The organism is Phycisphaerae bacterium (assembly GCA_028714855.1).
GTDB lineage: Bacteria > Planctomycetota > Phycisphaerae > Sedimentisphaerales > Anaerobacaceae > CAIYOL01.
The window spans coordinates 163,884-188,630 of record JAQTLP010000002.1; the positions used below are offsets into that span (position 1 = coordinate 163,884).

The 24,747-nt window shown below is 48.4% G+C and carries 24 protein-coding genes; 11 read left to right on the forward strand and 13 right to left on the reverse strand.

Going from position 1 to position 24,747, the window contains the following annotated elements; genetic code table 11:
- Positions 1–4: 4 nt before the first annotated feature.
- The 7 genes from PHG53_02470 to pheA all read right to left on the reverse strand — a co-directional run bounded on the left by PHG53_02470 (position 5) and on the right by pheA (position 4,816).
- Positions 5–577 (reverse strand): flavoprotein, encoded by a 573-nt coding sequence (locus tag PHG53_02470; GenBank protein ID MDD5380490.1) that lies wholly within the window; start codon positions 575–577, stop codon positions 5–7.
- A 74-nt stretch (positions 578–651) separates the two neighbouring features.
- On the reverse strand, positions 652–876 hold the full coding sequence (locus PHG53_02475; protein MDD5380491.1) for a DNA-directed RNA polymerase subunit omega: 225 nt from the start codon (positions 874–876) through the stop codon (positions 652–654).
- Positions 873–1,478 (reverse strand): guanylate kinase, encoded by a 606-nt coding sequence (gene gmk / locus PHG53_02480; protein MDD5380492.1) that lies wholly within the window; start codon positions 1,476–1,478, stop codon positions 873–875. The genes PHG53_02475 and gmk overlap by 4 nt, the downstream gene beginning before the upstream one ends.
- A 32-nt stretch (positions 1,479–1,510) precedes the next feature.
- Complete coding sequence (locus PHG53_02485; GenBank protein ID MDD5380493.1) at positions 1,511–2,395, reverse strand: YicC family protein; 885 nt, start codon at positions 2,393–2,395, stop codon at positions 1,511–1,513.
- A 63-nt stretch (positions 2,396–2,458) separates the two neighbouring features.
- Entirely contained in the window at positions 2,459–2,887 is a 429-nt protein-coding gene (gene secG, locus PHG53_02490; protein ID MDD5380494.1) for a preprotein translocase subunit SecG, read from the reverse strand.
- A gap of 51 nt (positions 2,888–2,938) precedes the next feature.
- Entirely contained in the window at positions 2,939–3,700 is a 762-nt protein-coding gene (tpiA, locus tag PHG53_02495; protein ID MDD5380495.1) for a triose-phosphate isomerase, read from the reverse strand.
- Positions 3,701–3,745: 45 nt separating this feature from the next.
- On the reverse strand, positions 3,746–4,816 hold the full coding sequence (pheA, locus tag PHG53_02500; protein ID MDD5380496.1) for a prephenate dehydratase: 1,071 nt from the start codon (positions 4,814–4,816) through the stop codon (positions 3,746–3,748).
- Positions 4,817–5,147: 331 nt separating this feature from the next.
- Here pheA and PHG53_02505 point away from each other — a divergent pair, with 331 nt between their 5' ends.
- The 6 genes from PHG53_02505 (at position 5,148) to PHG53_02530 (ending at position 10,887) form a co-directional block, all read left to right on the forward strand.
- Positions 5,148–7,166: a GLUG motif-containing protein gene (locus tag PHG53_02505; protein ID MDD5380497.1), complete on the forward strand. Its 2,019-nt coding sequence runs from the start codon at positions 5,148–5,150 to the stop codon at positions 7,164–7,166.
- 49 nt (positions 7,167–7,215) lie between these two features.
- The gene (locus PHG53_02510) at positions 7,216–7,716 is read left to right on the forward strand and encodes a methylated-DNA--[protein]-cysteine S-methyltransferase (protein MDD5380498.1); all 501 of its coding nucleotides are present in this window, start codon (positions 7,216–7,218) and stop codon (positions 7,714–7,716) included.
- A 134-nt stretch (positions 7,717–7,850) separates the two neighbouring features.
- A complete protein-coding gene (locus PHG53_02515) occupies positions 7,851–8,774 on the forward strand; it encodes a hypothetical protein (protein MDD5380499.1) in 924 nt (307 codons plus the stop codon).
- A gap of 1,021 nt (positions 8,775–9,795) precedes the next feature.
- A complete protein-coding gene (locus tag PHG53_02520; GenBank protein MDD5380500.1) occupies positions 9,796–10,230 on the forward strand; it encodes a hypothetical protein in 435 nt (144 codons plus the stop codon).
- Complete coding sequence (locus tag PHG53_02525) at positions 10,227–10,679, forward strand: hypothetical protein (GenBank protein MDD5380501.1); 453 nt, start codon at positions 10,227–10,229, stop codon at positions 10,677–10,679. Before PHG53_02520 ends, PHG53_02525 begins: the two co-directional genes overlap by 4 nt.
- Entirely contained in the window at positions 10,666–10,887 is a 222-nt protein-coding gene (locus PHG53_02530; GenBank protein ID MDD5380502.1) for a helix-turn-helix transcriptional regulator, read from the forward strand. The genes PHG53_02525 and PHG53_02530 overlap by 14 nt, the downstream gene beginning before the upstream one ends.
- Before the next feature lie 17 nt (positions 10,888–10,904).
- Here the strand turns inward: PHG53_02530 and PHG53_02535 are convergent, their stop codons facing one another.
- Positions 10,905–11,717 (reverse strand): PH domain-containing protein, encoded by an 813-nt coding sequence (locus tag PHG53_02535; protein ID MDD5380503.1) that lies wholly within the window; start codon positions 11,715–11,717, stop codon positions 10,905–10,907.
- 840 nt (positions 11,718–12,557) lie between these two features.
- Between PHG53_02535 and PHG53_02540 the strand changes: the two genes are divergently transcribed.
- From PHG53_02540 to PHG53_02550, 3 genes are all read left to right on the forward strand, one after another.
- Positions 12,558–13,643 (forward strand): carboxypeptidase-like regulatory domain-containing protein, encoded by a 1,086-nt coding sequence (locus PHG53_02540; protein ID MDD5380504.1) that lies wholly within the window; start codon positions 12,558–12,560, stop codon positions 13,641–13,643.
- A gap of 92 nt (positions 13,644–13,735) precedes the next feature.
- Positions 13,736–15,064: a ribosome biogenesis GTPase Der gene (gene der, locus PHG53_02545; protein ID MDD5380505.1), complete on the forward strand. Its 1,329-nt coding sequence runs from the start codon at positions 13,736–13,738 to the stop codon at positions 15,062–15,064.
- Positions 15,065–15,139: 75 nt separating this feature from the next.
- Positions 15,140–16,771 carry a carbon starvation CstA family protein gene (locus PHG53_02550; protein ID MDD5380506.1) on the forward strand — a complete coding sequence of 544 codons (1,632 nt, stop codon included), beginning with the start codon at positions 15,140–15,142 and terminating at the stop codon, positions 16,769–16,771.
- On the opposite strand, the gene PHG53_02555 is transcribed toward PHG53_02550, so the two are convergent.
- The 3 genes from PHG53_02555 to PHG53_02565 form a co-directional block, all read right to left on the reverse strand.
- On the reverse strand, positions 16,768–17,820 hold the full coding sequence (locus tag PHG53_02555; GenBank protein MDD5380507.1) for a hypothetical protein: 1,053 nt from the start codon (positions 17,818–17,820) through the stop codon (positions 16,768–16,770). The two genes, PHG53_02550 and PHG53_02555, sit on opposite strands and share 4 nt — an antisense overlap.
- Before the next feature lie 54 nt (positions 17,821–17,874).
- Positions 17,875–18,735: a diadenylate cyclase CdaA gene (cdaA, locus tag PHG53_02560; protein ID MDD5380508.1), complete on the reverse strand. Its 861-nt coding sequence runs from the start codon at positions 18,733–18,735 to the stop codon at positions 17,875–17,877.
- A gap of 98 nt (positions 18,736–18,833) precedes the next feature.
- Positions 18,834–19,106: a hypothetical protein gene (locus PHG53_02565; protein ID MDD5380509.1), complete on the reverse strand. Its 273-nt coding sequence runs from the start codon at positions 19,104–19,106 to the stop codon at positions 18,834–18,836.
- A 387-nt stretch (positions 19,107–19,493) separates the two neighbouring features.
- On the opposite strand from PHG53_02565, the gene eno reads away from it, so the two are divergent.
- Positions 19,494–20,780 (forward strand): phosphopyruvate hydratase, encoded by a 1,287-nt coding sequence (eno, locus tag PHG53_02570; protein MDD5380510.1) that lies wholly within the window; start codon positions 19,494–19,496, stop codon positions 20,778–20,780.
- Between the two features lie 49 nt (positions 20,781–20,829).
- Positions 20,830–21,342 carry a hypothetical protein gene (locus PHG53_02575; GenBank protein MDD5380511.1) on the forward strand — a complete coding sequence of 171 codons (513 nt, stop codon included), beginning with the start codon at positions 20,830–20,832 and terminating at the stop codon, positions 21,340–21,342.
- A gap of 360 nt (positions 21,343–21,702) precedes the next feature.
- On the opposite strand, the gene dnaA is transcribed toward PHG53_02575, so the two are convergent.
- Together dnaA and PHG53_02585 are read right to left on the reverse strand one after the other, a co-directional pair.
- Positions 21,703–23,112 (reverse strand): chromosomal replication initiator protein DnaA, encoded by a 1,410-nt coding sequence (dnaA, locus tag PHG53_02580; GenBank protein ID MDD5380512.1) that lies wholly within the window; start codon positions 23,110–23,112, stop codon positions 21,703–21,705.
- A 240-nt stretch (positions 23,113–23,352) separates the two neighbouring features.
- Positions 23,353–24,726, reverse strand: coding sequence for a transcription antitermination factor NusB (locus tag PHG53_02585; protein ID MDD5380513.1), 1,374 nt, complete (start codon positions 24,724–24,726; stop codon positions 23,353–23,355).
- Positions 24,727–24,747 lie beyond the last annotated feature (21 nt).

Here is a 24,747-nt window from a genome sequence, read left to right on the forward strand (position 1 = left end):
TGGTTTATCTTTTTCTGTGTTTAATTTTCGAGGCGATTTTTTCGATTGCCTCCAGAATATCCTGTGGCTCCGACATTCTCCCGATGCCTTCTGTGCCGCAGGCAAGCCGGCCCTCTTCAGGGCCTATCAACTGAAAACCCATCTCCATCGCCATTACGATATTGCGCTGCACGGCGGGGCTATCCCACATATTATTGTTCATTGCCGGAGCTAAAAGAGTCGCCCCTGATTTAATCAGCGGCCAGCAGACGCAAATGGTCGTGCTAAGCAAGTCATCACATATGCCGTTTGCAATTTTGCCTATAATATTCGCCGTTGCCGGCGCAACGACAACGATGTCCGCCCAGTCAGCCATGCTGACATGACCTATCTGGAACTGTTCATCGGCCTGCCACATATTCGTATAAACCGGTTGCCCCGTTACCGCCTCGAAGCTTTTCGGGCAGATGAGCTGACAGGCGTTTTCCGTCATTATCGTTTTCACCACAGCGCCGGCTGCGGTCAGCTTGCTGGCCAAATCGACCGCCTTATATGCAGCAACCCCGCCGCTGACACCCAGTAATATATTGGGCGCCATTTTACTCCACGCCGCAAAACGGGAGCCTTTCAGATGACCACGATTTGATTTTTTTTCGGGCATCGTCGCCTCAATTACTCTCCCGGTTTGTTAATACTGCCGGACTCGTAGTCGATGGCAATCTTATCCTGCAGGATTTCCTGAACAACGATTTCCAGTTGTGTTTTGCCTTTGGCATCCTCAATCAGCGGCCGAGCCCCTTCCATCAGCTCATCCAGCCGTTTTTGAATCAGCGCCGTTAGTCTGTATCTGCCGCCGACTTTGTTGACTATGTCAGTGCTTTTCAGATCCTCTATCATTCTTTTTCTCCAATGCTCTGCTTAATAATTTGCACTATTTCTTTTACCGCCTGTTCCAAATCGTCATTTATAACCATATGTTCATAGTATTGCCACGCAGCGGCGATTTCAATGCCTGCTCCGTTCAATCTTTTTTCAGCCGTTTGAACATCTTCTCTGCCGCGATTGTTCATTCGTTCGGCCAATTTCTTCGGTGTCGGCGGCAGAACAAAAATCATCACGGCAGCCGGGTATTTTGCTTTTATCTGTTTGGCGCCCTGAACGTCGATTTCCAAAATAATGGTTTCACCGGCCCGCAGCGCATCCGCCACCTTGTCCTTCGGTGTTCCATAAAAATTACCGAAGACCTCTGCGTGCTCCAACAATAAACCCTCATTTACACGTTGCTGGAACTGCTCCTTCGATATAAACCAGTAGTCCCTGCCGTCCACTTCATTCTCGCTTTTAGGCCTGGTGGTAACGGAGATGCTAAGATGAGCGTTTTTTAACTGTTTAATTACCTCTTTGCAAATCGTGCTTTTGCCCACGCCGGAGGGGCCGCTCACTATTACCAGTTTGCCGATGCCGTCTTTAGTTTTGAGTTTTGAGTTTTGAGTTATCATTAGGGTCAAGGTTTCTATTTTACGGGTTTCCCTTATTCTATATTCTGAACCTGCTCTTTAATCCGGTCTATCCAGCACTTTATATCAACCACGCAGCGAACAACCTCAGTGTCATAGGCCTTGCTGGCGATGGTGTTGGCCTCCCTGAGCATCTCCTGACTGATAAAGTCCAGCCTGCGCCCCGCCTGGGCATCCGACTCGCAGCTCTCAGCGAACTGCTGCAGATGCGAATCCAGCCGGGCAATCTCCTCGGATATATCCGACCTGTCGGCAAAAATCGCCACTTCCCTGGCAAGGGTTTCTTTGTCCAATTTAAGTTTTGCGTCCGCAAGAAGCTCATCGACCCTCTTTCTCAGTTTCTTCTGATATTCCTGCAAAAGAGTCCCGCTGTTAGCACGTATCTGTTCGAGGTTCTGTTTTATAGCTTTGCAGTGACTACCCAACTCGGCCGCAAGGGCAGTACCCTCTGCAGCACGCATTTGCTTGAGCTGGTCTATCGCCTTTTGCGCAATATTTAAAACTTCTTTTTTTATTTGCTTGGCCTTTTCTTCATCCGGCATCGCCGGCCGAACAATCCCAGGCAGAGTCAGCAGCCCGCCTATATCGATTGAGCTTTTAGTATCAACCGAAGAGGCAATCCGGCTCAGCTTCTCCATATATGCCCGCAGGGCCGTCCCGTCGATATCAAAGAGTACATTTGCCGGCGCATTTTTCAGGCGCAGCACGCAGCTTACCATCCCGCGTGAGAGGTTTTTTCGCAGAAGCTTGTCAATATCTTCTTCGAGAAACGCCGCCGTCTCAGGCAGTCTTAAACTGTTCTTTAAATAACGATTATTGACCGTCCTGATTTCCACGATGTAGGTTACGCTGTTAATTTCGCCCTGTGCTTCACCAAATCCGGTCATACTATTTATCATGGCACTGCACTTTCAATTTGTATTGCGTATTTCTTTCAGCACGGCGCATAAGGCACGGCTGTATTATCTGCCGAGCGAATTTGCATCGGCGCTTTCGCCGCCTGTCTGGACAGGAGCCAACGGCGGCTCTGAACCTTGCGGCTGCTGTTGAACCGGCGGTTGTTGAGCCGGCTGCTGCTGGGCCGGCATTTGTTGAGTCTGTTGAGGCTGGCCCGCGCCGAAGCCGCCGATACCCGGTTTGTAGTATTTGGCCATTGCCACAGCGAGCGCCAAAAACACACCCGCCGCCACTATTGTAACCCAGGTCAGGAAATCGCCGGTTTTGGAACCTAAAAGTCCGCTTGCCAGGCCGCCGCCGAAAGCAGCTCCCAGGCCACCGCCTTTGCCTTTCTGAACCAGAATGATTAAAATCAGTATCACCGCGCAAATAATAAAGGCAATAGCAACTAAATTCATAAAAAAACTTGCCGCCAACATCGGAAAAGCCATCATATTTATTTCCTTTACAAATATCGAACAGGGAAAATTAATCATTTACGCTAATTACACTGCCGTCTGAATTATCGCGACGAAATCATCTGCTTTCAGACTTGCTCCGCCTACGAGCAGGCCGTCTATATCATCCTGGTGCATCAACTCTGCCGCGTTGCCTGGTTTTACCGACCCGCCGTAGAGAATACGGGTTTCAGCAGCTACTTTGGCATCATATATTTGCTCAAGCAGCTTCCTTATTAAGGAATGCACCTCTTGTGCCTGCTGCGGCGTTGCTGTTAAACCTGTTCCAATCGCCCAGACTGGCTCATAAGCTACGGTTATCGCGGAAACCTTCTCTGCGCTCAAGCCGGCCAGCCCCTTCTTTATCTGCCGGGTTACTACTTCTTCTGTCTTCGATGCTTTGCGCTCTTCAAGCAACTCGCCTACACAGAATATCGGCAAAAGCCCGCCAAGTATAGCAGCGGTGACTTTCTTATTTATCAGCTCGTCTGTTTCGCCAATCACGTGCCTGCGTTCCGAATGACCGCACAAAACATAAGTGCAGCCGATGTCTTTCAGCATGGCCGTGCTTATCTCGCCGGTAAATGCCCCGTCTTTCTCATAGTAAACGTCCTGAGCACCGACGGCAACGCCTGACTGACGAAGGACGCCGATTACGCTCGGCAGATAAACAAAAGGCGGACAAACCGCCACGTGGACGCCTTTTTTTGCCGCCGCTGATGTCCCTGAGACAATCGCCTCGGCCAACTCCACGCTGCTGCTGCTGTTCGTATTCATCTTCCAGTTGCCTGCTATGAATGGCTTTCTCATAAAACTCAAGTGACTTTCTCCTAACTAACTGCCTGCCAAATTCAATTACAATAATTCTGTTGCCTTCGGAAAGCTGCCCAACACAGAAAGCTGCAGGCAATGCTTGCCGGCCTCGGCCAATCCTTTTTTAACGTGCTCATCCGTTCTGTGGCCGAGGAAATCCATAAAGAAGTAGTATTCCCACTGTCTTTTTTTGCTCGGCCTGGATTCTATGTTCGTCAGGTTGATACCGTATTTCTTGAAGACATCAAGCACATCCGCCAGAGCGCCGGCCTTGTGGGAGGTGCTGAACAGGATAGCGGTTTTGTCCTCGCCGGTTGGTTTCGCATCTTCTTTACAGATTACCAGGAACCGCGTTATATTGTTGGCGTTGTCCTCGATATTTTCACAAACAACCTTCAGCCCGTAAAGCTCTGCCGCGATGGCGGAGCCAATAGCTGCGGCTTTCGGCTCTTCCGCCGCCATTTGTGCGGCCTTGGCGCTGGAGGCAACGGCTACAGTCTGGGCCTCTTTAAAAGTCGCGCTCAGCCAGTTCCGGCACTGGGTAAAAACTTCCGGCTTAGAATAAATCTTCTCTACCTGGTTCAGCGGACAATTAGCCAATAGACTGTGGTGAATCGCCATCAAAACCTCGGCGCAGATTTTCACGTCGGACTCTATCAGGGCGTCGAGCGTTTCTATCACGCCGCCGCCGGTGGTATTTTCTATCGGTGCAAGGCCCAAATCGCAATGACCCTTGCTGACTTCTCCGAAGATGCTTGTAATATCCGCCAGCGATTCGTATTCGACGCTCTGGCCGAACTTAAGCATCGCCGCGCTGTGGCTGAAGCTGCCGCCGGGGCCGAGGTAACCGATACGCAAAGGCCTTTCCAAGGCGAAAGAGCCGCTCATCAGTTCGCGCCAAATAGCCGTCAGGCACTTGTCCGGCAGCGGGCCTTTGTTTGCCTTGGCAACCATATCAAGAACCTCTTTTTCCCTGTCCGGCGAGTAAACGGGTTTGCCGGTCTTGTTCTTCAACTTGCCTATCTCCACGACAATGCGCGCACGCTCATTAAGCAGCTCTACGAGCTGGAGGTCAAGTTTGTTAATTTGATTTCTCAGTTCTTCAAGAGACATAAGCCGACGCCGAAATGAAGGATAAAATTACAAGCGAATCTCCGGTAACTCAGCCGTTTTTCCTAAAACTACTACTTTTAACAAAATTTTGCTCTTGCGTCAATGAATTTGGCATATTTAGATATGAATTGAGCGTTAAAAGCTAAAAAAATGCAAAAAACGATAAAATATACGATTTTCAAGACAAAACGAGGCTATTTCGGCCTTGGGGGGCTTGAAAAACAGCTTTCTGCTTGACTTTCCGGCCTGTTTAGCCTATTGTCAGGGTGTATCTTCTGATTGGAGTTCAGCTAAAGAGAAACACACAGGTTTTTATAAGGAGGATGGTAAAATGGGTAAGATTAACAACTCTACAAGCTTAATTTTTGCACTGCTGGTCTTGACTGCTTTTTCTGCAAATGTCTATGCCCTTTCCGGCAACGGTACAGAAAGCGACCCGTGGCTTATCAAGTCGCTGGCAGATTTCGAGGATTTTGTCGCTGATGCGAATTACTGGGATGATTACACGCGCCTTGATGCTGACATTAATTTGACAGGGATAACTTACAGCACCGCACCCATCTCGCCGGACACTATAAATTCCTCGACTTTTCAGGGCACAGCCTTTACGGGAGCTTTCGACGGCAATGGGCATATGATACTCAATCTTACTATTGATGCAATAACCGGCAATGACTATCTCGGTTTGTTCGGTCAGACAGGCAGCACGGCTGAAATTAAAAATCTTGGAATCGAAGATTGCAACATAATCGGCGGAACCGGTTCTGAGAGAGCCGGAACACTGGTGGGATTTAACTACGGGACTATCAAAGAATGTTACACCACAGGAACTCTTGTTGCAGGCGACCGTATCGGCGGGCTGGCAGGATATAACAGCGGCGGAGTTGTCAGTAATTGTTATGCAATGGTAAGTGTAACGGGCGATGATGTTGTTGCCGGGCTGATAGGAACCTGTTTTAGCAGCACTGTCAGCTATTGTTATGCAACGGGAGCTGTCAGCGGCGACCTCGACGTTGGCGGGCTGATGGGTACAAGCAGCAGCGATACTGTCACAGCCTGTTTCTGGGACACCGATATAGGCGGGCCTGACAATGGTATTGGAACAGGCAAAACCACCGCCGAGATGCAGACTAAAAGCACGTTTACCGATACCGGCTGGGATTTTATTGGTGAAACTGACAACGGCACAGATAATATATGGACAATAGACGAAAATAACAATTACCCGCGATACTGGCAGGGGATTTTAAACGGCAGCGGCAGCGAGGCAGACCCGTTTGTTATAGAATCACTGGCCGATTTTAATGAATTCAGTTCCAATGATTTATACTGGGGCGCCGGCTTATATACTCGTCTCGAAACAGATATTAATCTTTCAGGCACAACATACACAACCGCTGTTATTTCAGCCGATACTTCGCCTGATTCAGATTTTCAGGGTATGCCGTTTTCAGGATATTTCGATGGCAACCGTCATATGATATCCAATCTTCAAATCAATGTGGGTGCGGGAAATTATTATCTCGGTTTGTTCGGTTATATCGATAATGAAGCAGAGATTAAAAATCTCTATATAGAAAACTGTAATATCACTGATGGGGATGCTGTCGGCGATATTGGCTGTCTGGCAGGGGCAAATAACGGGACGGTCATCAATTGCTGTGCCAGTGGAAGCATAACCAGCGAAAGGCCTATTTGGCTGGTCGGAGGGCTGATTGGATACAACGTTGGTAACGCCGCGGTAATCGGCTGTCATGCGGCGGTGACTGTCAACACAACGGCAACTACCCTCGGCGGAAGTGATATTGGCGGACTGATAGGAAGAAATTTCAGCGATAATATTATCAGCAAATGTTATTCAACCGGAGATGTCTACGGCAAACAGAGTGTCGGCGGACTGATCGGAGGCAATATGGGATATCTTGTCAGCGACTGCTATGCAACGGGCAATGCCAGCGGTATCGTTAGCGTCGGCGGACTGGTCGGGTCTAATAATATAGGCGACAGTGAAATCAGCAATTCCTATTCGACCGGAGCCGTCAGCGGAAGCAGCAATGCCAAAGGGCTGGTGGGATACAATGTCGGCACTGTTACGAACAGCTTCTGGGATATCGAAACAAGCGGCAAGTTAACAAGCGCCGGCGGAACAGGCAAAACAACAGCAGAAATGAGAACAGCGAGCACATTTTTAGATGCCGGCTGGGATATGGTAGCGGTTTGGAATATCGAGGAGGACCAGATCTATCCGCTTTTGAGAAAATACTTGGCAGTCGACACCAATTATGACGGCATGGTTAATATGATAGATTTTGCTGCCTTTGCCAATCACTGGCTTGAAGGCGTTGAATAAAATCAAAAAATCCGTGCAGTCTGTGGAATCCGCGGTTAAAAATACCAAAGTGATAAAGTATACAATTTTAAAGACTAAGTGGGGTTATTTCGGCCTTGCCGCTACTGATAATGGGCTTTTGCGAAGTTATCTGCCATTAGCCAAGCGCGAAAGTGTCAAATCACAGCTATTACGGAATTTCCCAAATTCCAGATATGATAACAGCCTTTTTAAAAAGACCCAGCAGCAGATAATCGCTTATTTCAATGGTGTTCGCGTAGACTTCAGAAACGTCCCTGTTGAGTTGTCCGGATTGGGCTTATTCGCAAAGCAGGTTTTGAAAGCTTGCAGGGGTATAAGATTTGGTCAGATAGTTACCTATGGCCGATTGGCCGAAATGGCCGGCAAACCCGGCACCGCCAGAGCTGTCGGCGGAGTAATGGCCATAAACCCCCTGCCGTTGATAATTCCCTGCCATCGCGTAATCCGTGCTGACGGCTGCCTCGGCGGATTCTCCGCCCACGGCGGCGTCTATCTGAAAAAAAAGATGCTGAATTTAGAGGCTGTTTAGCATAGGGTTTCTTTGCCGGGCGTTTTATTTGACTTGAAGAATTCGCTAAAGTAAGCTATTTCCTTGTTGTCTTTGACCAAGCGTATGAGCGGATTTTTGTGCCCCTATAACAGAACTGCGCTGGGACATTTGAAATGTTGCTTTATGTAAATATCCAATTTTTATTAATGAACCCCTTTGTGGTCTTTGTTTTCGCGCCTGTTGCGATAATTATTGGAATATTTCTCGCTGTGTTTTGGTGGGTTCGTTTCGGCTCCAGAAACGCCATAGCGATAAAAACCGGCATAGTAACCTCCGCGATAGTTGGCATAGCTTTCACGCTTTGGGCTTTTTACGCTATCAGGACATCATGCTCTTCTACTGCCGCGATAGGATATCTCTTTCTGCCGTACTATATATTTCTGTTATGTTCGGCGGCGTATTTGATTGGCTGGTCGATTGCCACAATTATTCGGGCCTTCTATGTCATATCGCACAAAACACGCCAAACCTCACTAAGGAAATGGCCTGTTTATATTGCGATGGCTGTCTTGGTTTTATTCGGCCTTTTGGCATTCAACTTTTCCGCTCGAAAACTTTTGCTCAAGAAGGCATACGTCTCTGCATCCGAATCTGAATTGGATGCGCTCTATGACAAAGCGGTGTCGAGTAAGGATATCGACCTCCTGGCAAAACTTGCGAAAAACCCGAGTACATCGCAGGACCTTCTCAGGCAAATTTACTCTTCTATCCCGGCCTCCACATTCAAGTATCCCGGCTCGAATTACAGTCCCGTCTTTGCAGAATTGGCCAGGAACAAAAAGACCCCCTCCGACATATTAAAATCTCTCAGTGAAAAAAGAGCAGGTGAAAGGCTCTTTATTGCGGCAAACCCAAATACGCCCGCGGATGTTCTCGAACAATTGGCCCGGGACAAAGATTCTCTGGTCCGGACGCAGCTTACCACCAACCCTAATGTTACAAAAGAAATTTTAATAGAGCTGAAAAACGACCCCGACAAGGTTGTCAGAAGTTACGCAAACACTTATTGGCAGCGTCGCGGCTTCTCGGATAATTAGCCCCAACCCAAAGCCTTCGCCGCCGGCTTCTATAAACTTGACCGATTGAAATACTTCAATTACTCAACAACCCCACAATATGTGGTATTAGCACATAGTAAACTGTAATCTTCTAACAACTATAATTGTATGCAGTATACTGCTTCTAAATGCCCCCGCGGCGATTGAGCGGGATGCTTCAACCAAAAACGTTAGTAGTTAGACACCTAAAATCCATTTTTTCAAATTTCTTCTATCTCTTTAATTGCAACGACTTAGCCAAAACCGCACCTCGTAGTATAACGAAGACCCCAGAATGGTTTTATCTGGGGTCCATTATACTTCGAAGCGCAGCACAGATACCCGAGAGATACTACCTCGGCCAATTACGGGGAACCCAATTCAGAAAACCCCCGTCTCTCGAATCCCCCACTTCTCAAATCCAGAATTTGTAAAAAGAATAGCTAAGTATCTTAGGTATTCCCCCTGTGAACTCTGCGGCCCCAAAAATCAATCAAAACCGTTGGTAGCTGGAGAGTAAAATCGGAAAAGCTGAAGAAATTTTTACTCCTTTTCTAACATCGAGTTACGAGGGCCGAGCCACAAGCGACGATTAAAATTTTCGCATCAATCGCGCATGTCCGTCCAATAGTAGAGAGGCTATCTCTCTTGAAAGGAATTACTAATGAGCGGTTACCAATAACTAATTAATACCTACAATTTATTTTTCTTTTTTTCTCTGCCTGTCTTAGACAGACGTGGAGATTGTCTGTTTATAAGGAAAAAATCAATCAAAATGAACAAATTATGCAAAACAAACCCAATTTCCGAAATGCCAAAAACAAGCTTAAATCCTTATTTGACAATTACTAACAACTACGAACCACGAACTATGAACTACTTAAAACAAACCCAAACAAAGCCAATTTTAGGCAGTTTACAGCAAAAAATTTTGCAAAAATATGTAAAATTTACTTGACATTGAGTAATGTATATATTACATCATGTTCGATATATATTACATAAGTCAGGAGAATCGGATATGAATAGAATACAAAAAGTGGCGTGGTGGATAGTGGTTTGGATATCAGTGGGGGTCGTTTCTGCTGTGATTGCTTTAGCGTTTATGTATTTCAAAGTTGGTATGCCGAAGTCACTGGCAGGGCTTGGATTCCTTGGCATTGCCGGGCTTGGCGGTTTAGGACCTCTGATTTTCGGAAAAGACAAAGGCAAAGTCACCTGTGATGAGCGCGACAAGCTAATCAACAGCCGGGCGGCTGTAGCGGGCTTCGGGGCGGCATACTTAGTCACAGGTCTTGCGTGCATGCTGCCGTTCTTCATATTAGGGCCCGACACAACAATGCGGGTCGGCTGGTTGCCGATGATTTTTGGGGCGGCAGGTCTCACATCGTTCTTTGTGCACTCGGTAGCGATTTTGATTCAGTACGGCCGGGGAAATAAAGGAGAAAAATCATGAATAGATGGCAGAAAATCGCATGGTTCAATCTGATTGTAATGACCATATGTCTCGCGGCTTGCCTCGTATTAGTGGTAGTGATGTCATTTCGGCAGGTTGCAACACCTCCCACCCCCTTGTCTTTGGTAATTATTCCATCATTGGTTTTCGTAGCAATATCGAAACTCCTTTTTCGAAAAAAAGAAAACCAAGTTGATTTCGATGAGCGTGACAGGCAAATTCACAAAAAATCTCAGTATGTGGGGCTGTGGGCATTCTTTTTGGCTACGACTATAGCGATAACCGTAGAAGTAATGATTTGTTTCTTCGCGGTCGGGCCCATGGGCATGCTGCCCTATCCTCTTGTTCTGCTTTTAACAATATGTATAGGGGGATGCGTTTGGATAGCTGTGGAATCTATAGCGATTCTGGTTCAGTACGGCTGGGGAGGTAAAGATGGCAAAGAGTGAAATTTCGAACCAGATTCGGAAATTACGATTTGAAAACGGCGAAATGACGCAACAGCAGTTGGCTGACAAAGTGGGTGTAACTCGTCAGACCATTCTTGCTATTGAAGCAGACAAATATTCACCATCGCTGATACTGGCGTTTAGAATAGCTAAGGCCTTCAACGTGCCGTTAGAAGAGGTATTTCAATATGAACAGAATAAGCCGTAGCCCCCGCGATAACGAAGCTATTCGAGGTGGACGACGCTGCTTCGGCGGTCGGCGTCGAGGCTGGCTTTTTTGATGGCATCGTAAAGTTTGCGGGGCCTTCGCACCTTTTCAAAAGTAAATTCGGGGTCGGATTTGTCGGTCGTCATTACCGTAACCGTGCCTATGCCGATGATGCAGTCGAGCAGGCTTCTGCGAAGTTTCAGGTCGATGATGCGGAACATATCGATGTTGTCCATTTTTCGGTTGAGAAGCCCCCTGCTCCACTCAATTCGGTCGGTGGAGACCTCGTAGCGGGTGGCTTTCAACCTGGCTATTTTTGTAAACAGCACGAGCATAACGAGAGCCGCGAGGCCGAGGCCGGCAAGGATACGATAGCGGTGGAGCATTAAAAGCTGCTGGTCGTTAAGCGCAAATCTGGGGGGCGACTTGACGGCGGGTTCGGTGATTTCGGAGTCAGGAGCGGGGGTTAACTCATCAGCAACAGGCGGCGTAACTTCTGTCGGGGCAAGTGGTTGCGACTGTTGAAGAAATGGAAGATTTTCGATGGGATAAAGTATCAGAAAGGCAGCGACGGCGAGAAAGAGAAGAGCTCTAATTGCCGAGCCGACCATCAATAAGAGGGATGGTCTGCCGACGAAGAGGATGCCGTCGGCGGGTTTTTTGTCGGTATCGGATTCGGAACCCGAGTTTGGGTCGGCTCGTAACGCCTTGGCTCTATTGGAGTTAAGGAATTCGTTGCAGAAGCGGCACTTGATTGCGGCGGCCTGGATGGTCTCGGCGCAGAATGGGCATTGCTTTGTCTGCGGCGGATTAAATGTAGTTGTTTCCATTCAGTATATATCGGAAGTTTGTCGAAAATTGTGGAAAAATGGTGATGTTAAAATATGCAGTGTGGGTAATTTGGGCTAGCACCAAACGCGCAAGTTTGCATTTTTAGGTGGGTGTAAAGTGGTAGAAATTGCTAAAATTAGCTAAAAATGCGCGCGAAAGTGAGAGAAAATGCAGATGAGTGGATGGGGCGATGAGTGAATGAGTAAAAAAGAAATCAGAAGACAGAAAAGTTTAAAAGCTGCCTAAGTTAACGCCGCCGGAGGCGGAGTAAATTAGTCGTTAGTGAATAGTAGTTAGCCAGTTGAATCTGGCAAGGCCGGTTTATCGAAACAAGACGCTGCGCGAAAGGAAAATTAACCACGAATGGACACGAATTAACACTGTTAGTTAGGGAAAAAATACAGAGCAAAAATCAAAAATATTTTTTCAACAGCCACGATGTTGCTGGTTTCCTTACACCAGTTTGTAGGCGATTTGTTCATCGAGGATATCTTTGACGGTAAGGGCGATTATGGTCTTGCCGGTTGCCATGGTTTTGGATTTCTTTTTCTTTCCCATAGCCATTAGTTTAAACCCTGCCGAATAATTTGCAAGAGGCAATAAAGATAAGGCATTCCTCACGCGGGCAACCCACGGCGGAGCCGTGGGCTATATACAAACGCCTAAACGACAGGCGTTAAAGGGAAAACCCTCGCAATAAATTGCGGGGCTAAATACTTTCCGTGCACTTACGCTTGCGGCTCCGTTGCGGGGTTTGTTCTTGATATTTGGCGGGGAAGGTGTATAATATTGCCGGTTTATGCGGGATTAATCTTATTGCGAGAGACAAAGGAGGAAAAATGAAAACGGTAATATTCTGCATTGTCGCATTTCTAAGCCTGCCAGTGCTGGCGATAGATTACAACGACTTTCCGCCTGCGCTTCAACAAATTCTCGACCAGAGAACGGATGAGCTGGCCTCAAAAGGAGAGATATTCGTAGCCGGAAATGTAACAGCGAGTGACGGAGCGTATTTCGGCAGCGGAAAGGAGCTCGCAGTAAATTTCTATCAGTGGGTCGATGCCCCTCTTGAGATATACGACAGCGGATGGTTTATCATGAAGCGCGCTTTAGAACCAATGCCGGACGATGACAGGCCGACAAAACTTATCCTGCGCGCTTTCGGATACGACCCGATTGACACGACCTTCGTCGCTTCGAAAGGAAAAGTAACATACGCGGAATTTGAAATGAAGAAAACTCCCGCCGAGGATTTGGCGACAATTACAGGGACAGTGACATACGATGATAACGAACCGGCCGGCGGGGTAAACATCTATTTGGTATTTCCACACGCTTATACCGAAGAACATCCACAGATGACGGTAATTACAGAGCCGAACGGGCGGTATTTGTTCGAGAATCTGTCTGCTACTGAATATCATCTTTACATCATGACAACACCAGAGCATGCAGGAGCCAGCGCCAATATCACACCAGCCAAGGGCAAAACCACGATAAAAGACATAGCGCTCTATCCGAATCTGAAAATTGTAATTGATTACGTTTACCAGGCGGACGGCAGCAGGAATTTTGCCGGCGGAGACCTTCAAACCGGAACAATTGAATGGGTCAACGGCAGCGACGGCATCGATTTCTCGGACGGCAGAGTGGAAGGCTACGAGCAGGAATCTACGCGGGACATAGATATGTGGCAGGCCCCTGACGGGCTGAGATTCAATATTTGCTACGGCAACGCACAACAAAAAGAACAACAAAACGGATATTACGATGCAGGGATCGCGGACTTCAACTCTGTTACAGAGGCCTCCGAAACCGGCTATTGGATGGATAGGAGGCCTTGTAAAGTAGGTCATACCTATGTAGTCAGAACCTTCGAGGGTAATTACGCGAAATTCGTTGTGAGAGACATTTTTGAAGAATAGCTAAACAAGCGAATATATCTGCACTTCAAATTGGGCAGCAATTCTGGTATAATTCCGGCCGGTAAATGGTAACTGGTGATAGGTAATTGATTATGGCTCTTCCTGTGGTAGCAATAATAGGCCGGCCCAATGTCGGCAAAAGCAGTTTGTTCAATGCGCTCGCGGGCGAGATGATAAGTATCGTCGAGCCGACGGCGGGCGTAACGAGAGACCGCGTAAGCGCTATTGTCAAAAAGGGAGAGAAGTATTTCGAGCTGATAGACACCGGCGGATACGGAATAGTCGATGCGCAGCAGCTAAGCGAGCATATCGAGCAGCAAATCGTTACGGCGATTGAATCGGCCGACATCGTGCTGTTTACGGTCGATATTCGCGAGGGAATTGTGCCGCTGGATGAAAGAATATCGCAACTTTTGCGGAGAGAGGGGCTGGCTGTAATCGGGGTCGCCAACAAGGCGGACGACGCCAAGATGTTTCCGACGGCGGGAGAGTTTTCGAGATTAGGCTTCGGCGAATTTATATGCGTTTCTGCGACGAACAATCTGAACAAGCAGGTGCTGCTGGAGAGGATTTTTGAAAAAATCGAGCACCTCGAAACCAAGCGGCCCGCGGCACCGGTGATGAAGATAGCGATAGTCGGCAAGCAGAACGTCGGCAAGAGCACTATGGTGAATGCTATGGTGGGTTCTGAGCGTGTTATAGTCAGCAAGACGCCTGGGACGACGAGGGACGCGATTGACGTGCGGTTCGAAAAGGACGGCAAGACCATCGTTGTTATCGACACGGCCGGGATAAGAAAGAAAAGCAGGATGGCTGACATTGAATTTTACAGTTTTGTTCGCGCGACGCGTTCGATTCAGCGGGCCGATGTGGTGCTGTTTTTGATTGATGCGACGGCGGATGTTTCGGATGTCGATAAAAGAATCGCCAGATTTATCGCAGACGAATACAAAAGCTGCATAATAGTGATTAATAAATGGGACCTTGCAACTAAAACGACTGTCACCGGCAGCTACGAGGATTATCTGACGAAGCTGCTGCCGGGTTTAAAGTATGCACCGATAGCTTTTACGACGGCAACGGAGGCGAAGAACGTTCAGAGCGTTCTGGATTTGGCGACGGAGATTTTCAGCCAGACAACAACGTGGATAACTACCGGCAGATTGAACAAGGCGTTCGAGGCGATAAAGGCAGAAAGTATGAGCGGCGGCAAGCACGGCGGAGGCGGCCGGCCGAACATTTTCTATGCCACGCAGGTGGCGGTCAATCCTGTTACGATACTGATGTTCGTGAATAAAACGGAACTTTTCGACGAAAATCATCGCAGATTTATTATCGGCAGACTGAGGGAACTGCTGCCGACAAGCGAGGTGCCGATAAAACTATTGGCACGTGCGCGCAGAAGGGAAAAAGAAACATAGGCGGTAACATGATATAATAATTTCGAGAGCGGAAGAGCTTTTATCCGCGATTTTAGAAATGTTCGGGAGTGTCATATGTTAGTGTTACTTCTTCTTGGGGCGACGATTCTGTTTTTTCTGGCGTATGTGATTTATGGAAGGTTTCTGGTAAAGCGATACGAATTAGACGACAACAGGCCGACGCCAAGTCACACGGATTACGACGGTATAGACCGTGTACCCGCACATAAGGCGGTGCTGCTGGGCCATCACTTTTCATCGATAGCCGGGGCGGCACCTATCGTGGGGCCCATCGTCGCCGCTCTGGCGTTCGGCTGGCTGCCGGTGCTGTTGTGGGTTCTGCTGGGCTCCATCTTCATCGGGGGGGTCCACGATTTTTCAGCTTTGATAGCGTCGGTTCGTCACAAGGCGAGGTCCATCGCCGAGATTGCAAAGGAATACATGTCCCCCCTGGCGTGGAAGCTGTTTCTGATGTTCATCTGGCTGGCACTTGTTTACGTACTGACGGTCTTTGCGGACCTTACCGCGGCCACTTTCACTGAAAACGGCGGAGTCGCCACGTCGTCGCTGCTGTTTATTACGCTGGCAATCGGTTTCGGCACAAGCGTGTATCGATTTAAGATTGGTATTCTGCCTGCTTCGTTAATTTTCGTGCCATTAGTGTTTTTCTCCGTATGGCTCGGCCAACAAATACCTATACAACCGGAGGTTTTCAGCCAAGTCGCCGGTCTGGACCCTAAAAAGGTCTGGGTGCTGCTGCTGATAGTATATTGTTTTCTCGCCTCGACATTGCCCGTCTGGTTTCTTCTGCAGCCGAGGGACTATCTGTCCTCGTTTCTGCTCTACGGCTCGGTTTTGGGAGGGTTCATAGGAATACTGTTCGGCGGGCTGCATGCCAACTACCCCGCGTTCAAGGGCTGGAACAGTCCGTCGCTCGGCCTGTTGTTTCCGATGCTGTTCATAAATGTCGCCTGCGGCGCATGCTCTGGTTTTCATTCTCTGGTCGCCTCCGGCACAAGTTCCAAACAATTAAATAAGGAATCCGATACAAAACTCATCGGCTACGGCGCGATGTTAATCGAAGGTCTCGTCGCAATTATCGCGCTGGCTACGGTGGCAATACTGGCAAGAAACGACTCCCTGGCCAACAAGGCACCTCTGGCCATTTACGGCGAAGGGATAGGCAGATTTCTGTCGGTATTCGGCATTCCGCACAAGCTCGGCTTTTCCTTCGGCCTGCTGGCTTTGTCGACGTTCATCTTAACAACCCTTGACACCGCCACCCGCTTAGGCAGGTATGCCCTTGAGGAACTCTTTCAGCTGAAGAATGCCAAGTGGCGATACCTGTCCACCATCGCCACGCTTGTTTTGCCGACCACATTTGTCCTTATTACGCTTAAAGATGCCCAGGGCAACCCCATACCGGCGTGGAAGGCGATTTGGCCTGTCTTCGGCGCAACTAACCAGCTGCTGGCTGGGCTGGTGCTGCTGGTCGTGGCGGTCTGGCTGAAGAAAACCGGCAGGAAAACCGGTTTTGTCCTCGGCCCAATGTTTTTTATGAATATAGTAACAGTTTGGGCTTTGGTGTTGCTGCTGCTAAGATACAGATTTTCAGCGGTCGGGATTATTGCAGCTGTGCTGCTGCTGCTGGCGATAGTTTTGATTATCGAGGCCTGCAGAACTATAAAGAAAGTAATTTTTACTTAAGGCGCCTCGTTTATATTACCTGCGCCCGGCGGAGTTTCGGAGGCGGTAATAGGTATCAGTTTAAATCTGGCCGTAACCGGCTGCTGATTAAGGCGAATCTCGTCTCTGCGAAGATATTCATCGGGGAAGTTATAAATAAGATTTCTTCTCAAGGGCTCGGCGGAAGCAGCGTCCTCATCGTCAATTTGCAAGGTGACCTGATAAGGCATTTTTTCGTATGCCCGTTTCGCATCTGGGGCGGCCCTGATGGTAATAGTACGTATCACCTCATCGAGATTGTCCACGATAACCCTGTATTTGCCCTGGATGTTTGGGCTTATGGAAAAGCGCAGCCTCGCAGTGGTTATAGTATAGTCGGTGAGGAGGTCTTCCTCTGGCGGCATTGTGATTTTCACGGTTTTTTGCAGCCATCTGATTTGCCCCGGAGCCAGCTCGAAGAAAGGGGCTTTTTCAACAGCCGACAACTTAGTCTGGTCGAGTTCCCTTCGAGTCAACTGAACGGTTGCGACGAGCTTCTCGCCGCTCCAGCCTTTCGGGACAAACGCATCAACCTGTTTCGGGTCAATGATTGCAGCTTTTATGGTGTTCTGCGTTTCATCGATGCACTTTACAGTCAGCAGCTTTTTATCAAGCTCAACAACTCTTACCGAGAGGGACTGCGGCTCGCAGGATTCGACTGTAAGGCCAAGTTTTTTTATCTGCTCGCTTTGCCGCAGGAAAGTCAGTAACGGCAGGGTGTGTTCGCCTGGTCCTGCGATTGTTTCGGTCTGCGCCGGGTCCAAAAGGAATTCAAGAACAAGCAAGCCATCTTTTAGTTTTCTTCTGACCTCCGCAACCTTCGATGCCGGACCTTTAAGAACCATCTTGTCGATAGAGACAGACGGTTTGTCGCCGAAACTTACCCAGAGGCCAGGGTTGGTAGACTTGGCGGTTATAACAACGCTGGGGACAGAGAATACTTCATCCAGGGCCAAGTCCGCCCAGACCCAAATCAAAATTGTTATAAAAATAACGACCAGTATTTTGCCGTAGTTGATTTTTTTTACCATTTTGACGAGCTGCCAAAGGCAATAAAAAGCATTTAGTGTCCTTAAGAACAGGTGCTATACAACATTTTCTTGTTTTCGGTTATTGTTTCTCCTGGGCAATCTCCAGAACCTATCGACAACCGGGGCCATCTCGACCATCGTGCTGATTAAGAGCTTTCTCAATTCAGCTTCGCTGATTTCCCTGGAGAGCAATCTGTTCCGTGCAATGGAGATAGTTCCGGTTTCCTCGCTTATCACGATGCAGATAGCATCGGAGCCTGTTGTTATGCCAATGGCGGCACGGTGCCTGGAGCCAAGCTCAACTCCATTCATGCTGCCTGCTTCAGCCAACGGCAGCTGCACTCCAGCGGACACAGCCCTGTCGCCTCTAATTATAACGGCCATATCGTGGAGCGGGGTACCGGGGTAAAAAATGGTTTTTAGCAGTTCGGAGGAAACCCTTGCATCGATTTCGATGCCTGTTTCTATAAATTCTCCCAGGGCGACCTTCCTCTCAATAACAATAATTGCGCCGGTTTTGGTAGCTGCAAGGCCGGTTACGGCGGTAATTATCTCCTCTGCGGTTCTTGACAGGAGGCGTGACGAGTGCGTCAAGAAACCGGTGCGTCCTATTCGTATGAGAGCACCCCTGATTTCGGGCTGAAAGGCAGCAACGGCAATAATCAGGACGGCAATTAAAAAGCCGCTGTAGAGATACTGGAGACGTTCGAAGGCAAACCGCCCAACGACCAGCTTTAAGATGAGAAAACCTGCGATGAGAATAAGTATTACGCCGTGGAACAATTTTTCTCCACGGGTTCCTTCGAGAAAGTTGACGGCCCAATAAACCACCAAGCCGATAAGAAACAACTCAATAACAATTACCCACCAATCATAATTCCCCACGCGGACGAAATAATCGATGAGCGTTCTCACAAATCAAATCCCTTTGCAGTTTCCCGAACGCAGTAAAAGGCGTTTAGGTTTCCTTCCGGCTACGGCACGCTTTGCCGAGACACATTTCAGTGCAACTATTAATCGCCGACAATCGGGGGTATCCTCTTGTCGGAGAGCGTGCTTGGCTTATCCATGAGCAAAACACGGTCTATGTCGGACATCATATTCTGTTCATTAATACCAAGATTGCGCAGATGCCTTCTGTGACCCTTAGCTGCAGTTTCGCCCGGCTGCTCAAAACAGCCTGTGAGCACAAAAACAGCAGCACACAGAAGACACGCCAGTAAAAAAGATGCGCGTTTGGCGCCCCCTGCGACACCTAAAATCGTCCAAACAAAAGATTTCTTCATTGTCCCATCCTTTTGAAATTAAACAACCGCGGCCTGCTCTGGCCAGCCGAGATTATTCCCAGAGTTCCCCCTAAGAGGGAACCCCCTTAACATCACCCAGGCAAATGTCTTTTGCCTCCGAAGCTATAACCATTATACCAGTCCGCAAAGGGGCTGTCAATGCAAAAAGCTGACCAGCTAAAGCAGGTTGATGAAAGGGTTTTTTTGTACCTGTAAAGCGAGATTTTTTGGGACGATACGGCAATGCCGGCTAAATAAGGCAATACATTGGAACTACTAAAAACAAGCAACAGCATATTGACGTGAGGGGTAAAAATGAGTAAGCTCCGTCAGAAGTGGCGAGAGCCAAACAGAGAAAATCTAACGGGAACAGTGAAAGGACGTGAGATGCTTACAACGATTATTGACGTAAGGGCAAGGGAAATACTCGACAGCCGAGGCAACCCAACAGTTGAAGTTGATGTATTATTAGAAGACGGCTCTTTCGGACGGGCGGCGGTGCCATCAGGGGCGAGCACAGGCGCTCATGAGGCGGTCGAGCTTCGCGACGACAAATCAAAACGATATATGGGAAAAGGCACTCTCGGTGCGGTGAAGAACGTCAATGAAAAGATTGCGCCGGAAGTTTGCGGGATGAACGCACTTGCCCAGGAAGAGATAGACAAGCTGATGATTAAAATGGACGGCACAAAAAATAAAGGCAAATTCGGCGCAAACGCGATACTCGGCGTATCGCTGGCAGCGGCAAAAGCAGCAGCTAATTCGGCGGGGCTGCCGTTCTACAGGTATCTGGGCGGATGCAATGCCAATATCCTCCCTGTGCCTATGATGAACATTCTCAACGGCGGAAAGCACGCAGACAACAACGTCGATTTCCAGGAATTTATGGTTATGCCTGTGGGAGCGGAGAATTTCCCTGAGGCGCTGCGAATGGGCGCAGAAGTATTTCATACACTTAAAAAAGTATTAAAGGAAAAAGGATATAACACCTCTGTCGGCGACGAAGGCGGGTTTGCGCCGTCGCTGAAAAGCAACGATGAGGCGATTGAGGTGATTTTAGACGCTATAAAGAAGGCGGGCTATAAGGCAGGCAAGCAAATCGCTATCGCACTCGACCCTGCAGCAAACGAACTATGGGACGAGGGGGCAAAGAAGTATAAATTTTTCAAATCAGCGCCGAACAAAAAAATCTCATCCGATGAGCTGGTTAAGCACTGGGCCAAATGGGTAAGCAAATACCCAATCGTAAGCCTCGAAGACGGACTCGCTGAGGACGACTGGTCAGGATGGAAAAATCTTACAGAAACGCTCGGTGACAAATGTCAGCTTGTCGGCGACGATTTGTTCGTAACCAATACCGAGCGTCTGGCCAAAGGGATAAAACTCGGCAGCGCCAATTCGATATTGATAAAGCTCAACCAGATAGGGACGCTGACGGAGACATTCGAGGCAATCAATATGGCGAAAAGGGCCGGCTGGACGGCGGTTATAAGTCACCGCAGCGGCGAAACAGAAGACACCACAATTGCGGATTTGGCTGTTGCCGCGGGCGTCGGGCAAATCAAGACCGGCTCAGCGTGCAGGACGGACAGAATCTGCAAGTATAATCAGCTTCTTAGGATTGCCGAAGACCTCGGTCCTGCGGCGCGATACGCCAACTTTATGTTCGAATAACCAAGGGCATAAGTATACAAGTAAATTTATCTCTTATGCGGTTGGTGCTATGCAGATGCAAAATATCCTGCGGACGTTTTTGTTTGTCGTTTTTTTCGGTATAGGCACAGCGGCGCTGACGGCGTCCAGTCTCTATGACGATTTGCTTCGGTACTATCGAAACCAGCAGCTTTTAAGGTCGGCGGAGGAGACCTTAAACAAACTAAAAGCACTCAATGCCGACTACGATGCGCTGCTGAAGCAGTTAGAAGAAAACCCCGGCCTTGTCAATCGTATCGCCCCCGCGACCCTCGGGATAGAATCTAACGACGCAAACACCGTTTATCCCAAAGTAACAGCCGAGCAGATGGACGCCGCCCGCAAGGTTTTGGCGGAAGATTCGAAGCAGCAAGGCGGAGCAGAAATACCTCAATGGATTATCCGATGCAGCGAACCATCCCGGCGAATAACCCTTTTTTCGGCGGGCGCCTTTTTAATTCTTATTTCGTTTGTATGCTTCGGAACATCTAAACAGGGCCACGTGAACAGAAAACCGCCTTTTAAGGGGCATAAAGGGCTTTAATTGAAAATTTTCCGCTATTTTCCAGAAATTTACCGAACCATTTCGTGAGGGCTGCGTAAGTAATAATAAATAAAAGAAATCATTTTTTCTCCTCCTAAAAACAAGACGGCGGCAGCACCGAGGGAATCGGTGCTGCCGTTTGGCTTTTATGGCCTTTTCGCCGCAGAACTATTAACCTTCAATTAAAGAGCCTGGTAATTTTCCGGAAATTTATGAAACCATCCTGCGGCACTGGCGTAAATAATAGTAGATGAAATGATGAGTTTTCCTTCCTTCTTTCGTGCTGAAACGGCAGCGCCGGGGGGTATTGACGCTGCCGCTTCTTTTTATGGTTTTTTGACCAGATAAATCTGCGTTTTGTCAGCCTGAGATGCTCTCTTCGAGGCGAGCGAGTACTGTTCTGGCTTTTGAGACTTTGTTCCCGGCGGGGCTATTCCAATGCAATTCCGCATTTCGCCGGATTTGCTCCTCGATGTTTTTGCAGGCCAAAAGCACAGTAGCGTGATTTTTATTGCCCATACATCGGCCAATTTCCGAGGACGACATCCTGGTATGCTTTCTGGCCAAATACATACTGAAATGCCGAGCAAGCGCTATGGTTCTGTCTTTCTTAGAGGAGTGTATATTGGCCGGGGTAATCCCGAAAAAAGTCGCAACAGCCGATTCGATATCCGATATGTGGACAATCGGGTCGCATCTTTCGAGGTGCTCGGCGAGGACCTCCTTGGCCATATACAGATTGACTTTTTGATTTTGCAGCTCACTATACGCGATTAATTTAAGCAGAGCACCTTCGAGCTCCCTGACGTTGGTCCTGAGATTTTCGGCGACATATTCTATTACGCTCTCAGGGACATGTTTTCGCATAGTTACGGTATATTGTTTGCAGATTTGACATCGCGTCTGGAAATCCGGCGTTTCAACTTTTACAACCATCCCTGAGACGAAACGGCTGATAAGTTTTTCGGAGAGCTGGCCTATCATTTTGGGATGCGCGTCAGAAGCGAGGATGACCTGTTTTCCCGCCAAATCGATTGTATTAAAGGTATGCAGGAATTCTTCCTGCGTTGAAGGCTTGCTGGCCAAGAAGTGAATGTCGTCGATAGCCAACAAATCCGTTTGTCGCATTCGGCTCCTAAAAGCTTCCAGTCTTTTTGTCTTCAAGGCCAGCACAAACTGATTGGCAAAGTCTTCCGCTGATAGATACAGCCAATTAGTTTGGGGGCGTTCTATGCCCACCGCATTGCAAATCCCTTGCAGCAGGTGAGTTTTGCCGACCCCGTATCCTCCGTGAATAAACAGCGGATTAAAAGGACTTTGCTGTTCTCTTATGACCGCCTTTACGGCGTTGTAAGCCAGCTCGTTCGACGAGCCGACAACAAAAGTATCCAGTGTTAATTTCAGCCGGGACCCTGAAAACGATTGTCTTCCCGTCCTCTTGCTGCGGGTTCGATTCTGAGTTTTCCCTACCAGTTGCGCCTGCGAATCGAGCTGCGTTCGTCTCTGGTGGCCGGAAAGCTCCGGGTCGATGGTAAAGGAAATCTCGCGTTCGGACCCGGTAACCGCCCGAACGGCCTGGCTGATTTCGTTTGAAAAATGATTTTCAATCCAGCTTGCTATGAAAAGGTTCGGGACGCCTATTTTTAAATACCTGTCGGTCAGGGTTAATTTTGTCGAATTCTTAAACCAGATGCTAAACTTCTGCGGCCCTACCTTCTCGGCAAGGGCCTCACTAACGGCACCGGTCTCATCCATGATTGTGCTTTGCATAATACTCTCCTCATTAAGAGCGTCTTGCTCTTTGGAAGCTGTAACCAAACATCCAACAGCAGTTATTATTGGCCGGTGGCAAAACAAATCAATCCCCTTTTTAGGAATTTCTTTTCCACCTGATAGAGGTCGTTACCTGCATTGATGTTGCGCACGAAAAAAATTTGTTTTTTAACAGGTTTTGCACATCGTAAGTTGATTTTGTGGAAAAGCTGTGGATTGGGTTTGCAGTGGATTGTCTTATTTTCCTGTGATGATTGCCGCGTATCCGCCATCGTTGTCAAAAGCCTGAGCTGACGGCAGTGTCAGCCGCTCAGTTTCAAGCTCAAAGCCTGGGTTTTTCTGCAGGAAATCTCTTACAAGCTCGCTGTTTTCGCACTTTTGGATGCTGCAGGTGCTGTAGCAGATTTTTCCCTTCGGCTTTATCATAGATGCTGCGGTTTTCAGCAGCCCGTCTTGTATTTTAGCAAGCTCTTTTATTGCCTTCGGCTTTATTCTATAGCGTGCCTCAATGCGTTTTGCCAATACGCCGGTATTCGAGCACGGCACATCCAGCAGGACCGCATCAAACTGAGAGGGTTTAGAATTCTCGAAAAGCTTTTCATATTCAACAACAGTTACACTTTTTATTCCGAGGCGGGTGGTATTCTCTCTGACTTTTTTCAGCCGCTCGCCATCAATGTCGGTCGCGACAATCTTTGCTTTATCAGCGGTCAGCTCGGCCAATTGCGTCGTCTTCGTACCCGGGGCTGCGCAAAGGTCGAGGATTGTCCATTGCTGTTTCGGCTGAAGAAGCCGCAGCGGCCGGGCGGCGGAGATGTCCTGAACGCTAAATAAGCCCTCCGCAAAGCCGGGCAGTTCCGTTATCGCCCGCGGGCTTTTGACTCTTATCATTTCTTCATCACACACTATTTCAAGGTCGATACCCTCCTCGCGAAGGGAATCAGCCAACGTCTGGATTGTTGTTTTCAGGGCATTAGGCCTGATGTAAATACCTGGTCTTCTATTGCTCGCAAAGCAGATTTGCCGAGCAAGTTCTTCGCCGTATTCGTCGAGCCAGTCGCTTATCAGCCATTTCGGCAGCGAGAAAGCGGCGCTGAGGAAATCTGCCGGTGAATCTTTCGGGTTTGGCAAGATATCAGCGTCAAATTCACAGCCGATTGACATCGTTTGCGGCAAGGCCCTTTGCGCATTGGTTTCGGAAAGTGAGATTTGGCGATTTCGTATATGCCTTGCGATTTGGCGCAGGACGGCATTAACAAAAGCGGTCTGCTTTTTGCCCGCAACGGCCTTGGCATTTTCGACCGCTTCGCTGACGATTGCGTACTCCGCGGTCGCCGGTGAATAAATAAGCTCGAAAGCGCCGACCCGAATAATATTCAATACACCAGACGGTATCCGCTCGACGGGACAATCCGCCAATTTTGCAATTGCCGCATCGATTGCACTGCGGTTTCTCATACAGCCTAAACAGATGTCGGTTGCCTGCTGTTTTTGCTCAACCCGGGCTAATAATTTGTCCAGCATGGGCCCGACGTAATTGCCGGTCGAATCAAACTGATTCAAGACGGTAACTGCTATATTCCGAGCGGTCTTTATTTTTCGGCCTGCCATTTTATTAATCCTTATTTCGAT